This is a genomic window from Kangiella geojedonensis (assembly GCF_000981765.1).
GTDB lineage: Bacteria > Pseudomonadota > Gammaproteobacteria > Enterobacterales > Kangiellaceae > Kangiella > Kangiella geojedonensis.
Window position 1 is genome coordinate 1,330,087 of sequence record NZ_CP010975.1, and the last position, 13,964, is coordinate 1,344,050.

The window sequence follows — 13,964 nt, forward strand, 5'->3', positions numbered from 1 at the left end:
TGACCATAGCGAGTAATCGTTAATGAGTTTGCCGAAAGAATTGCAATTTAGGAGACATTCATGGCGTTCGTAGTAACCGAAAACTGCATTAAATGTAAATACACTGACTGTGTAGAAGTCTGTCCGGTGGACTGCTTTTACGAAGGGCCAAACTTTCTGGTGATTAACCCAGACGAGTGTATTGACTGCGCATTATGCGAGCCTGAGTGCCCTGCCGAAGCTATTTTCGAAGAAGACGAAGTGCCAGAAGGCATGGAACACTTTGTTGAGCTCAACGCTGAACTTTCTGAAGAATGGCCGAATATTACGGAACAAAAAGATCCGCTACCAGACGCCGCTGAGTGGGATGGCAAAGAAGGAAAGTTTGAGCTTTTGGAGAAGTAACATACTTCAATCTCAAGAATAAAATAAAGCAAAGCCCTCATCGCGAGGGCTTTTTTGTGCTTATAGATTTTTACGTCTGTAGACTGGCGGGTTTTGGAATCAATAATGACAGAAACGCTGCAGCAATCACAAACGCGGCAGATACCATTAAGCATATTTCTAGTCCGTAAGCTTGATATATCCACCCCGAAAGTACCGTGCCGATTAAACGTCCCATAGCGTTGGCCATATAGTAAAATCCCACATCTAACGACACCCCATCGTCAGACGCCATGTGTACGATCAAGAAACTGTGCAAGGAAGAATTGATGGCGAAAATAACCCCAAACAGGAGTAAGCCACCCAGTAATGCAATCTGTGGTGATACATTGAAATAGAGCGCCGATGCAATGAGCGCTGGGATCATTGCTAGAATCAGTGCCCATGAAAACGCAGTGCTTCCTGTCGGAACGCTCCCTGTTTTACTGCCAGTAATTTTAGGTGCTAAGGTTTGAACTACCCCATAGCCGATGATCCATAAGGCTAAAAAGCCGCCGACAAAGGTATGCGACCAATCAAACTGGCTCGACAAATAAACCGGCAGAGCAACTACAAACCAGACGTCTCGCGCACCGAATAAAAACATGCGTGCTGCCGATAAATAGTTAATTGCTGCGCTCTTCGAAAATATTTGTGAAAACTTAGGTTTGGCTTTGCTCCGTCCTAAGTCTTGCTTGAGTTTGATGAGACTAAACACCCAGACAGCCAGTAGCATTATTGCCATAAATAAGATCGCCCCTTGAAACCCTAACAGGGATAGAAGCAAGCCACCCATAAAGAAGCCAACGCCTTTTAGGGTGTTCTTAGAACCGGTTAATAACGCGATCCAGCGATACAAGGTGCCATCTTGCCCTTTAGCAACAAGACTTTTAATAGCGCTTTTGGCACTCATCTTATTCAAATCTTTGGCGATACCTGACACAGCCTGAGCCGACATAACTAACGGTACCGTTAATAAAGCTGTCGGTACTAACAGCATTCCCAGCGCAATGATTTGCAAGAAAAGACCGATGTTCATGGTCTTATTGAGACCAAGTCGCGCCCCTAGCCAACCGCCGACTAAATTAGTCACCACCCCAAAGAATTCATAAAACAAAAACAGCATGGCGATTTGTAGAGGGCTATAACCGAGCTGATGGAAATGTAACACCACCAGCATCCGTAAGGCGCCATCAGTCAGTGTGAATGCCCAATAATTACTCGTCACTACCATGTATTGGCGCACTTCTGGCGCAAGCCCTTTCAAGCCTTTTAGCAAGGTCATCACTAGTCGAGGCCTTTGTCTATCACCATTTTGACCAGCTCAGCGGTACGGTTCGCGTACCCCCACTCATTGTCATACCACAAGTACAACTTAACCTGTGTTCCATTAACCACCATGGTTGATAAGGCGTCAACAATGGTCGAACGTGGGTCAGTTTTATAGTCAACCGACACTAGTGGGCGCTCTTCATAACCCAAAATATCTTTTAGCTCGCCTTTCGCGGCTTGCTTAAACAAGGCATTCACCTCTTCTTCTGTGGTTGCCTTTTCAACTTCAAACACACAGTCCGTAATCGAGGCGTTTGCTAATGGCACACGTACCGCATGACCATTGAGCTTGCCTTTCAATTCAGGGAAGATATGCGTAATCGCCGTGGCCGAGCCTGTGGTGGTTGGAATCAAACTCATGCCACAAGCACGAGCACGCCGCAGGTCCCTGTGCGCTGAATCCAAAATAACCTGAGTATTAGTAATGTCATGAATCGTCGTCATGCTGCCGTGTTTGATTCCAAGGTTCTCGTGAATCACTTTCACCGCTGGCGCTAAACAGTTGGTGGTGCAAGATGCGGCAGTGACAATCGGGTACTGCTGGCTGTCATACAAGTCATGATTAACACCCATGACCACGTTAAGTACGCCCTCTTCTTTAACTGGCGCTGTAACCACAACTTTTTTAACTCCCTGATCACGATACGGCTGTAACGCCTCCTGTGATTTAAATTTACCCGATGCTTCGATGACTAAGTCACAGCACGACCAGTCGGTGTCTTCTATTGAACGGTTCTTGGTAAAAGGAATCTCGGTTTCATCAATCGTGATCGCTTCATTACCCTCTTCTGCGTTAAATTTCCAACGCCCATGAACCGAGTCGAAGTTAAGCAAGTGCGCAAATGTTTTAGCATCGCCTGCTGGATCGTTGATATGGCATATGCTGATGGCATCATTAACAAATCCAGCTTCATAAAGCGCGCGCATGGTCAGTCTTCCCATACGCCCAAAACCATTAATACCAATTTTGATCGACATAAATGTACCCTATTAAAATTTAGGTGAAATTAGTTACAACACACTGGACGATTGTCCATAGCGGCTAAATTATTGAGATACGGTTGAATAGACTCACTCTGCGCGGCCAAAGTTGTTTCGAGAACACTGCGCGCCCAGCTCGGTAGATCATCGTTCAAACGGTAATACACCCACTGACTCTGTCTGCGTGTGCTTAACACCGACATATTCTTTAGTTGGGCCAGGTGTCGCGATACTTTTGGTTGCGACTCAGCGATGGCCTCTGTCAGCTCACAAACACATAACTCTTTTTCATTTAATATCAACAAGATAGTCTTCAGTCTTGTTTCATCACTTAAACATTTAAAAAACTCATTTGGAGCAATCATTGAATCAACCTGACTTCGCAACATTTGAATATACGCATAACCATATATTCAAACAAACTCAAAGTCAACACGGTTGTTGCAAAGGATAGTATGGAATTATGGAGTGAATAAAAAAGCCACTAACCATGACCGTTAGTGGCTTCTGTAGAGATGCCTGAAAAATTAAAAGTCGATAGAGGCTGTAAAAGGCTTAACCCCAATCGCTCGGTAAATCTCGCTAGGTTTATAGATTCGTTGTTTTTTGATCACTAACGCGATCTGCCGAAGCTCACCAATGTCTTCCAGCGGATTACCATCGACAAACACTAAGTCAGCCTGCTTACCTTCAGTAATCGAACCAACATTGGCTTCATTGCCCACTACTTTTGCAGAGCCAATCGTCGCAAGCTTTAATACATCAGCATTCGAGATTCCCGCATCAGCATAAAGCTCTAACTCACGATGCAACGTAAAACCAGCTATGGCATCTGTACCCGGTACAATTGGCACACCGCTCTCATGTAATTTCTTCACCATTGCAGACATCGCTTTAATCGACTTATCGTAGTCGTCACGAAGCTCAGGCGTAATATCCATGACTGGTCTTAGGTATCCGCGGGAAACGTTAATTGGCAAGTGGTCATAGATCGGTTTAATTTCAGGATCAATAACGCCGCCTTTGCGGAACAGGCTATTGAAAGTCGAAACCGTTGGATCAACTTCAATACCCTTCTCTGCCAGCTTAGCCACAAAGTCATTCACTTCTTTGCTGTCTAAATCCAACTCGTGAGCTTTTTCGCCGACAATAGAGAAACGTAAACGTTTACGCGTATCAATGTTCTTTCCTAAGAAGTTAAGGAAGATCATATTGATGTGCTGGATTTCGTCAAAACCGGCATCCACAGCTTCTTCCGCAGTCATAAACGCAGGTATGTGACCGCTTAAGCGTAACCCTTTACTGTGAACATGCTCAGCTAGTGGCTTGACCCATTCTGGCTCCATCGAGCTGTAAGTTTTAATCTGGATATAACCACGCTCAGCGTACCAATCGACACCATTTTTAGCGTCTTCAAGCGAATCGACCGTCTGCCCCATTTTCATGGCATAAGGGCTTTCGCGATCCATAAACCCTGCGCGATAGACATCTCCTCCGATAATGTCCGCATCTTCAGCTAATCGCTCAACAGCAACAATATTGTCATGGGTATTGCCCATATCACGGACGTTGGTCACGCCCGCTGGAATATTCAATAAGCCATCAGATTTCGATAAGTGACCATGCATATCCCACAGTCCAGGAATCAGGGTTTTGCCTTGTGCATCGACCACCGTGTAGTCGTCTGATGCTTTGATGGCATCTGCATCGACAACCTTGTCGATCTTGCCATCGACAACCAAAATAGACTTGCTTTCGATCAACTCTCCAGCTTCGACATCGACATAGTTAGCATTAGTCACCAGAATGGGCTTTTCAGAAACGTGGGTGAGTTTTGTTGATAAATCTTCTAGGTACTGATTTTCTGCTTCTTTTTGAATCTTCTGTAGCTTCTCGAGGTTATCGCGCCCCCAGCCGTCCGCAATAATGCCAAACCAACCACCACTGTCAGAAGCGAAGAAGTTGTTATCTTCGTCATACCAACTAAAGTCTGGGGTAAAACCTAAACCAACCACACCGATCAAGCGAACCGTTTTTTGTTCTTCGCCTTTAGTTAGGGTGACGCTGTCTAGCTCAATTAAAGACGCTTTACCGCTTGGTAACAACTCGATACTGTTATCGTCATCTTCTAATAAAGCTTTAACAAGGTAGTTTGATGAAACCCCAGTACTATCACTCGGGATATAAAATTTGCTTTGTTCAGCGCTCGCATTGCCCTGCTCATTCAAGCTTTTCCACTCAGCTTTGCCGCCATTCATATTGAACGACTCTTTGATTGGGGCGCCGAACGCTGAAGTACCCGATACCTCTTGGCTAATCACATAACCATCTTCGCCGAGAACTATTTTCTCGTCGATATTGACCCTACGGTTATTCCAGCCCAACTCGAGATTTGACTTAACCACATTATCATCTTGCTCGATTGTGACCTTGCCAGCGGTATCTTCTTTGTTGTAGATATTAAAGACCATCGGTGGCTCAACTGCTTTTTTGTCTTTACTATCTTTTGCTTGAACGCTCTCTTCCGAATCGACTAGAGGCGGTGTGCTTTGTGATGCAGCGGTTTGATTAGCAGATTCGACTTCGGTTTCTTGCGAGTCTTTATCACTAGAATCACACCCCGTAATCGCTAAAGATATGCTCAGCGCAATAACAGACAAGCTTAAATGTTTTAATGACATAATAGTTCCCTTGCGTTTTTATGTGTCATACAGCTTATAACTGGTGGTTTCAGCTGTCTAGAGCTTGATAGGTAAAATATAAAAGCCAGATAATGAAGAATAAAACCAGTCATGGGCTGACATGACTGGTTTGTTTGCCTACGAAGGGATTAATTCGTAATTAATTGATACGAATCAAACTTGTTGAATGCTTTCACCAATTGCGTTTCAGTTTTGTCGATATTTTGAACCAAATCGCACAGTTTTTCGGCTTGAAGCTCTAGCTGTTCAGCGCGACGCTCCATTTTGTCTTCCAGATCTTTGCCGAAGCTTTCCATACGTTTTTCAAAGGCTTTAACCTTCTCTTCGTTACCACTCATGGCCGCAGCTATCATCTCGCCAACATTGTTTTCCATAAACTCAGTCACAGCAGTTTCTATTAGTGACTCAAATTCCGCTTCAAAGTCGGAGCTCTCGACATAATCGACAAGGGCCTCAGGACGCAGGTGCGAACTGCTGATATGTTGTTTCAACTCTGCTGAAATCGTTTCAACACGTGCCACGAACTCTTCAGCTCTCTCAGGAGAGTCCTGCAACAATGCGGCGGCAACGCTACCCACTGCTTCTATCGCAATCGAGCTTGCCTCCTCAGCTACACCAGAAGCTAGCGGCAAAAGGTCACGAACTTTCTGGTTGTACTCTTCTAGCAACTCTAACTGCTCCGGTGACAACAGTTGCTTCTGCCCATCCAGAAAAAGTTCTGATGAAGCGGTGATCAATACTTTTTCTTGATCTTTGCTAGAAAAGCTTAAGCCTTTGTCTTGTATCTCGATGTTATAGGCAAAGTCTGCGTCGCAGGTCATATTATCCGAATGCGCAACAGCGGTACCTAACGAAAGACTCAATGCAACAGCTACGGTAGCTGATTTGAAGATGGTTTTCATGGTGAACTCCTTAATCAATTAAAATGTGGGTAACACATATTCTTAGATTAAGGATTTATGGGGAAAGGTTTAGCTATTTAGTGTGTAAAAAGGCTGTTTAGGGTAACAATTTGTAAACAGCCTTTTTACACAAGGCTTAAATAACTTTAGTTATCAGTTAGATACCGATATTACTTAAACTGTTTGAAATGCGACGAATAAAGCTACTTAAGGAAGGATATTCGCGCTCAAAGTTGTATAAACGCTCTTGAAAGCGCTCTATCAAGTACTCTTCTGGATTCCCTTCAGCATCTTGTTGAAACAACTTCGACTCGATGATCAGCTCTAGCTTTGCTAACGCTAAAACTTCCTCTTTTTCTAGGTTTTCTCGGCCGTCCAGCTCGGTAAGAAGCTCATCAGCCAAGTGAGTTAGTTTAGAACTCTCTACTTCTGATTGACTCATAATTATTACCTTTGAAACATTTATTTACCCATTCTATGCGATGGACACACAAAATTCATTGGTCTAATCTCTATCATGACATATAATTTCCGCTGAAAACACAACGATATATATAGAAGGACTATTATGAAAAAACTACTCATTGTTATTGTGATAGCAATTGCTATTGCGGCAGGGATTTATTTCTTTAAAGGAGGGAAAGTTGGTGGCTTGAGCCTTTCTGGCGGTTCTTTACCATCAGAAAATGCTGTACTTGAATATGTACCAGCCGATACCGTGTTCTTTGCTGGTAGCGTTGAGCCCTTAGATTTTGCTAAAACTCTAGAAATGAGCAGCAAAATGGGTTTCGATTATTCAGCAATGATGGGCGCTGGCTTTGACGATTTGAAATCTGAATTAAGTGACTCTCCTGATGCAGCTAAAGTATTGATTAGTCTTTATGGCAACTATTTAGATGCTGTGAAAACTAAATCTGTAAAAGAGTTAGGTTTGCGCAACGAAGTTAACATGGCTATTTATACAGTCGGTGTACTTCCGGTTGTTCGTATTGAGCTTGATGGCACTGATACTTTTGCGCAGTCAATCGCCAAGATCGAAGCTGAGCAAAATGTCGCAGCTACCGTTAATACGGTAAACGGTGTTGAGTATCGCGAATACGCTCTTGATAATCATGATGACCAGGTTCCTACTATGGTTATCGCGGTTAACGACAACCAAGCAGTCATTACTGTTAATACTGCCTTGGATGACGCGAAAGATCTTCAACGCACACTTTCTGAAAAGCCTACGACTAACATCTTAAGCGGTGGTGTTCTTAACGAACTAGCTTCTGACAACGGTTACTTAGGTTACTCTATCTTCTTATTAGATAATTTAGCGATTGTTGATGGCCTGACTAAACCTTCTGCTAATGCTTTTGGTAAAAGCTTACAAGACGTTTTAGACGCATACGGTGCTGGTAACGACATGAAGGACATTCAAACTCCTGCATGTAACACTGAACTAACAGGCTTGACTCAAAACTGGCCAATGCTTTCAGCAGGTTATACTGAGTTCAGCGATAGCAATGCTAGCTATAAAATGGTTTTAAAAGGCGGTAATGCTGACTTACTTGATACTCTAGGCAAAATGCGTGGTCATATCTCTGATAACGTTTCTAGTGATGACTTCGCCATGAGTTTTGGTATTGGCTTAGACATGGATCAGATTGTTCCTGTTATCACTACCGTTTGGGAAAACTTAACGAAAGAAGACTTCACTTGTCCTCCTCTGGCAGAAATGCAAGCGGGTCTACGTCAATCAAACCCAATGATGCTAGGTATGATGTCTGGCATGGTTGCTGGCATTAAAGGTGTTGGCTTCAGCGTTGTAGACGTAAATGAAGAAGCACTTTCTAACGTAGACAACAACCCAATGGCATTCATGCAAGACGGCCAGTTCATGTTAACGGTTACTGCTGAAAAGCCACAAAACCTACTTCAATCATTAGGCATGTATGCTCCAGAGCTTGCTCAAATTAAACTTGAAGATGGTGGTGAGCCACAAGTATTGCCTGCAGGCATGGGCGCAGAGACAAAAATCGCTCTTCGTGGTCATGACTTAGTATTGATGATGGGCCAAACGGATCAATTGATTGGCAAAATCGAAAGCAACGGAAGTTTAGAAAAGAATGGCTTGATGACATTCTCAATGGACTTCAAAAAGTACATGGGGCTTCTTGAAGAAATGATGGCCTCTGCTGCTGAAAATGCTTACGGTAGTGAAAAAGAGATGCTTCAACAGCAACAAGAAATGTTTGCTGAAATGAAGAAAGCTGACGGTATTGTCAAAGGTAAATTTGACATTACTGATGAAGGCATTGTAACTAGCAGCTCTTACCAAGCTAAGTAATAAACGCTAGTTTACAGAACGACAAAAAAGCCCAGCAAATGCTGGGCTTTTTTTGCTCACTACATTGATTTCATAAGCGCTAAACTATTAAGCAACTCTAATCTTCATCTTTTGCAATGCTTGTTCTAAATCTGCAATGATGTCTTCTGGATGCTCTAACCCAACCGATATGCGGATCAATGTTTCGCTAATTCCAGCTTCTGCGCGCTCTTCTGGGGTATAGGTTGAATGCGTCATTGATGCCGGGTGTTGAATTAACGTCTCAGCATCACCAAGACTTACCGCGATATGACACAATTCTAAGTGATTCATGAAACGAACCGCGTCATCAAAGCCACCAGCTACTTCAAACGCGATAATGCCACCAGCTCGCTTCATCTGTGTGCCAATTAAATGATTCGCCGGATGGTTTTTCAAACCTGGGTAATACACCTGCTCAATATCACCATGCGCTTCTAAGTAGTCCGCTACCTTCTCTGCGTTATCACAGTGACGCTCAACTCGTACCGATAGCGTTTTCAAACCACGAGTGACTAACCATGCATCATTCGGACTCATGGTCGCACCCATGTCTTTTTGAGTGGTCATTTTAATATGCGTAATGTTCTCTTCACTACCGCAAACAATACCGCCAATCACATCACCATGACCATTCAAGTATTTAGTCGCACTGTGGATGATTAAATCCATACCGTAATCAGTCGGCTGTTGAAGCACCGGTGACATAAAGGTATTGTCCATGACGGTTAATAGTTTATGTCTTTTAGCAATCTCGCTAATCTTCGCCATATCTGCACAAACTAAATTCGGGTTAATTGGTGTCTCAAAATATATCAACTTGGTGTTGTCGTTAATCGCTGCTTCAACTTCTTCTTCATCAGTGATATCAACGAAAGTCACGTTAATACCAAAGTCTGCAAACTTATGATTAATCAACGCGAAACTACAACCGTACAAAGCCGACGAAGCCACCAAGTGATCGCCTTGCTTGAGGTTAGCTAACAATGTCGCCGAGACAGCTCCCATACCTGAACCAAATGCCGCTGCATCTTCAGTATTCTCTAGCGCGGCCATTTTTTGCTCTAACTCACGAACCGTTGGGTTGCCAAGGCGACTATAAATATAACCTTGTTCTTCACCCGCAAACCGGTTTGAGCCTTGTTGAACGTTATCAAAGATAAAGGTTGAGGTTTGATGGATTGGTGTTGCTAATGAACCAAAGCTTGGATCACCGACACGACCCGCATGTATAGCTCGTGTTTCAAGATGATTAAAGTGCTGCGGTTTGTTCGACGACTTCATAACTTCACTACCTATGGTTATTATTGAAAGTCATTCCTCAAGCTTTATGGCTGTGGTGGTTTTAACCTCTTTCACGACCAAACTGGTATGAATCCGGGCAATACCATCCAGCGGTATCATTTTCTGAGAAATAAAACTTTCTAACGCCTGAGTATTTCGTACCGCCACTTTCAATAGATAATCATACTCGCCAGTGACGTTATGACACTCCAATACTTCAGGCCATGAATTTACTGTCGCTAGAATACTTTGGATTTGTTCAACACTGTGTAACTGGAGGTTAAACTCGACAAAACATAAGTTATCAAACCCAAGTTTGTGTCGATCAAGCAGCGCAGCGTATTGGCGAATAATACCTTCATGCTCTAGCCGCTTGACCCTCGCATGAGTCGCTGGGGGCGATAAATTGACCCGCTTTGCCAGCTCGGCATTGGTCAAGCGACCTTCCGTTTGCAAAACATTCAGTATCTTTTTATCCAAAGCATCTAACTTCATTTTCGATGATTCTACCATTTAATCTCCTTTTAGCTGAACAAGGTTAGGCATTTGCGCCACAAATACATAAACATTAACATCAAAAGCACATCAAACCTAATAATCTTCATACAAAACATATTCATGGACTCCTTTGACGAATATTATCAAGCTGATACACTGAAGTCAGACCAGATAGCCATTGAGATAAGACAGAAAGTATTGAAAAAAGAAGCAGTTATACTGATCCACGGCATGGGTCGCAGTAGACGCTCGATGAAGCGCTTAGAAAATTACCTCAGGCAAAAAGGCTACGTAACATACAACCGTAGTTACCCTTCTACCGTCGCTAATATCGAGCGCTCAGCGGTTCATTACATCAATTCAGCGCTGGCCAATATCTCTCGAGATGACGTCTCAAAAATTCACTTTGTCACCCACAGCCTTGGTGGCTTATTAGTAAGGTATTATCTTTCTAACCATAAAATTAAGCAGCTTGGTCGTATCGTCATGTTAGCGCCACCGAATAATGGCTCCGAAGTGGCTGAACGCTATCGTAACCACTTCTGGTACCGCTGGATGACCGGCGCTCCAGGCCAGCAACTCCATAAGAGTGGCAATGCGCTTTTGGAAAAACTGAAGCCAGTAGAAACAGAGGTCGGCGTTATCGCCGGAACCAGCTCATCGGATCCATGGTTTAATCATGTATTTGAGGGTGAACATGATGGCAAGGTCTCAGTCAATGATGCCAAGCTGTCAGAAATGAAGGATTTAATTACTGTGTCGCACGGCCATACCTTTATCATGAACAAGCGCAAAGTTAAGCGACATATTGTTAATTTTTTGAATACTGGAAACTTTTATCAGCCCCAAAAGAGAAAGCCGATGTATACAGTCAGAGATTAGTTCTATCAAGCCCTCGAATCAGCTCTAGTGCTTCTACTGCCCTTGCCTCTGGCACAAAAACATGGTCGTGACAGTAAGCAGCTACCACGTTCGCACTGATGTTTGCCTCAGTTAATACCTTAGAAACCACGGCAGTCAGCCCCACAGCTTCGAGGCTCGAATACACGGCTAAAGTGATTCGTTTATATATACCTTCAAACTCAAGCTTATGCAGTTCGGCATCCTGCTTCTTACAAATGATACTGACCCCCTCTTCTTCTTGAAAAACTGACAAAGGATGCAGTGTCACTGGCACCTTTTCGAGTAGGCAAAATACATACTCTTCAGGATCTAAAGTTGGTTTAAGATCCGACAATAAAGCACTCAATTCTTTGATCGCCATAAAACAATATCCTCAAGGTGCAAAAAAAAGCCCCGTAGCACACTCATAATATAGCGTGTTACGGGGCTAGAACTAGGAGTTTTAGTCACTTTTAATACCGTGCCGTCTCCTAGAGCGCTAGATTAGTCGTCTTTGTCTTCAGACTTATCTTCCGCGTTTATTTCTTCTAATGTTTTCTCATGCTTCAAGTCGTAAGCTGGTGGCTCTCCGCCATCACCCTTCAAGTAATGGTCCATCCAACGAACTAAACGTAAAGAATAATCGTACTGTCCCGCGGCTTTACGGTTACCATGACCTTCACCTGGATACAATACTAAACGAACCGGCGCTTGCCCTAAGGTTTTCACGTAACGGTAAAGCTCCATAGATTGAGATGGGTGAACTCGCGTATCGGAATCACCATGCATAATCAATAGAGGGGTTTTAGCGTTTTTCACGTGATAAATTGGGCTGGTTTCCAACATCCACTGGAAGTCATCCCAAGGCCAAGCGCGAGCATGTACGGCGTGCATTTCGTTTGGAATATCCGTTGTACCGAACTTAGACAGCTGATTCGAAATACCCACAAACATTACTGCGGCAGCATAATGCTCTGACAACTTCGTTGCTGACCAGGCTGTTGCATAACCACCGTATGAGCCGCCAGTAATACCGACTCTATCGCTGTCCACCATGCCTTTCTCTACTAGCGCCAACTTACCATCTAGAATATCGGTAAACTCAGGATCAGCATAAGCGTGCTGATCTAAGCGAGCAAACTCATCACCACGGCCAGTACTACCGCGGTAGTTTGGAATGAAAGCGAAGTAACCTTTTGCTGCAACCGCTTGGATTGGGTCAGCATAACGCGTATTCCAGCCATTTGAGCGATGCGCTTCTGGACCACCATGAATAAAGGCAATCATTGGGTAGCGTTTGCCTTTTTTGTAATTCAGCGGATAAACAAGAACGCCTTGAATTGTCAGACCATCACGAGCTTCATATTCAAACGCTTCTTGCTTGGCTAATGCAACATCATCCAGCCAAGGGTTAGAGTTAGTTAAACGCTGCATACCTGCACCTGTGATCGCAAATAGTTCACGAGGATGCTTGGCAGTATCGGCAAGAACATAAACAGAGCCATTATCTGCTACCGATAAGCTGCGCTGAATGCCGTTACCATAATCAACAAGAGGCATCGCCGCGATACGACGTTTAACAGCAGCCTTGACTACGCGACTTTCTAAACCTTTATGCTCAATATAAATCAAGTCGTCATCATGCCACTCAACATCCATCACGTGGCTGTCATCATTAGCTACACGCTTCGAAACAGTTTCGTCATCAACATTCGCAATGTACAAAGCACCAGCAGTTGGATCGTTATAATCATTCGCACCGATAAAGGCGATGTTCTCACCATCAGTTGACCAAACCGCTTTGCCTTGCTTACCTTCAGTTTTGAATTTAGCAACAACATCGCCATCTAAATCAATGACTTGAAGCGTTTTCTTCATGTAGATATCATCAATCAATGGTGTTGGAGATACTTGTACTAAAAGCTGATCGCTGACAGGGCTAAATTTGGCGCTAATCACGCTACCTTCAATATTGATGCTCTCCGGCTTGGCTTCATCGTCATTTAAGTTGTAAAGCCATGCTTTAACATTCTGAATGTCTTCTTCGTAAACTTTAGCTTGGAAGCCTTTCTGCACTAACTTCTCTTTATGCTCAGGAGCGCCTTCTTTAGCGATAAAGACTAACTTGTCACCAGCGCTATTCAAGCTATAGCTCAGAATGTTGTTGTTCGTACCAACTACTTTTTGCGATTCACCACCATCAACTGGAATACTGTAAACCCCAGCGAATGTATCGTCGTTGCGCATCGCAATGTAATAAATCGTCTTGCTGTCTTTCGACCAGCGAACGGAACCAATGTTAACTTTGCCTGTGATAAAAGGCTTTGCTTCGCCACCAATCGGCTTTACATACAGTTCAGACCAAGCTGTTCCATCATTATCAATATAAGGCTTTCGCTTATTACTTTTAGTATAAGCAACCCATTGGCCATCAGGAGAAACTTTGGCTGAGCCAACTGACTCTATCTTCGCAATATCTTTTAACGTTAAGCCTTTGTTCTCAGCAGCTTGGCCCGACATTGAGCCAACTGTTCCGAACAAAGACAACCCCATGAAAAATAGTATTTTTTTCATACAATTACTCTGTGTTTTGAATTTCGGTTAGCATAGTAAAAAATGTGAAACAGGTCT

The 13,964-nt window shown here is 43.5% G+C and carries 13 protein-coding genes; 3 read left to right on the top strand and 10 right to left on the bottom strand.

The features are described 5' to 3' along the window. The first annotated feature begins 60 nt into the window (after positions 1 to 60). A complete protein-coding gene (fdxA, locus tag TQ33_RS05890) occupies positions 61 to 384 on the top strand; it encodes a ferredoxin FdxA (protein ID WP_046561234.1) in 324 nt (107 codons plus the stop codon). Positions 385 to 454: 70 nt separating this feature from the next. Here fdxA and arsJ read toward each other — a convergent pair whose 3' ends face one another. From arsJ to TQ33_RS05920, 6 genes are all read right to left on the bottom strand, one after another. Next, positions 455 to 1,687, bottom strand: a complete 1,233-nt coding sequence (arsJ, locus tag TQ33_RS05895) for an organoarsenical effux MFS transporter ArsJ (RefSeq protein ID WP_046561235.1) — start codon at positions 1,685 to 1,687, stop codon at positions 455 to 457. 2 nt (positions 1,688 to 1,689) lie between these two features. Next, entirely contained in the window at positions 1,690 to 2,712 is a 1,023-nt protein-coding gene (locus tag TQ33_RS05900; protein WP_046561236.1) for an ArsJ-associated glyceraldehyde-3-phosphate dehydrogenase, read from the bottom strand. Positions 2,713 to 2,741: 29 nt separating this feature from the next. Further along, entirely contained in the window at positions 2,742 to 3,080 is a 339-nt protein-coding gene (locus tag TQ33_RS05905) for a metalloregulator ArsR/SmtB family transcription factor (protein ID WP_046562336.1), read from the bottom strand. 162 nt (positions 3,081 to 3,242) lie between these two features. After that, positions 3,243 to 5,396 (bottom strand): amidohydrolase family protein, encoded by a 2,154-nt coding sequence (locus tag TQ33_RS05910; RefSeq protein WP_046561237.1) that lies wholly within the window; start codon positions 5,394 to 5,396, stop codon positions 3,243 to 3,245. Positions 5,397 to 5,545: 149 nt separating this feature from the next. Then, entirely contained in the window at positions 5,546 to 6,319 is a 774-nt protein-coding gene (locus TQ33_RS05915) for a DUF2884 family protein (RefSeq protein ID WP_046561238.1), read from the bottom strand. Between the two features lie 157 nt (positions 6,320 to 6,476). Beyond that, a complete protein-coding gene (locus tag TQ33_RS05920; protein ID WP_046561239.1) occupies positions 6,477 to 6,761 on the bottom strand; it encodes a DUF4404 family protein in 285 nt (94 codons plus the stop codon). Positions 6,762 to 6,887: 126 nt separating this feature from the next. Here TQ33_RS05920 and TQ33_RS05925 point away from each other — a divergent pair, with 126 nt between their 5' ends. Next, entirely contained in the window at positions 6,888 to 8,651 is a 1,764-nt protein-coding gene (locus tag TQ33_RS05925; protein ID WP_046561240.1) for a hypothetical protein, read from the top strand. An 87-nt stretch (positions 8,652 to 8,738) separates the two neighbouring features. On the opposite strand, the gene megL is transcribed toward TQ33_RS05925, so the two are convergent. Together megL and TQ33_RS05935 are read right to left on the bottom strand one after the other, a co-directional pair. Further along, positions 8,739 to 9,953 carry a methionine gamma-lyase gene (megL, locus tag TQ33_RS05930; RefSeq protein WP_046561241.1) on the bottom strand — a complete coding sequence of 405 codons (1,215 nt, stop codon included), beginning with the start codon at positions 9,951 to 9,953 and terminating at the stop codon, positions 8,739 to 8,741. A 30-nt stretch (positions 9,954 to 9,983) separates the two neighbouring features. Then, a complete protein-coding gene (locus tag TQ33_RS05935) occupies positions 9,984 to 10,466 on the bottom strand; it encodes an Lrp/AsnC family transcriptional regulator (RefSeq protein ID WP_046561242.1) in 483 nt (160 codons plus the stop codon). Between the two features lie 105 nt (positions 10,467 to 10,571). Between TQ33_RS05935 and TQ33_RS05940 the strand changes: the two genes are divergently transcribed. Further along, positions 10,572 to 11,333 (top strand): alpha/beta hydrolase, encoded by a 762-nt coding sequence (locus TQ33_RS05940; RefSeq protein ID WP_144405953.1) that lies wholly within the window; start codon positions 10,572 to 10,574, stop codon positions 11,331 to 11,333. On the opposite strand, the gene TQ33_RS05945 is transcribed toward TQ33_RS05940, so the two are convergent. Further along, positions 11,323 to 11,715 carry an ACT domain-containing protein gene (locus TQ33_RS05945; protein WP_046561243.1) on the bottom strand — a complete coding sequence of 131 codons (393 nt, stop codon included), beginning with the start codon at positions 11,713 to 11,715 and terminating at the stop codon, positions 11,323 to 11,325. The genes TQ33_RS05940 and TQ33_RS05945 overlap by 11 nt on opposite strands. Positions 11,716 to 11,837: 122 nt before the next feature. Then, entirely contained in the window at positions 11,838 to 13,907 is a 2,070-nt protein-coding gene (locus tag TQ33_RS05950; protein WP_052735221.1) for a S9 family peptidase, read from the bottom strand. Positions 13,908 to 13,964 lie beyond the last annotated feature (57 nt).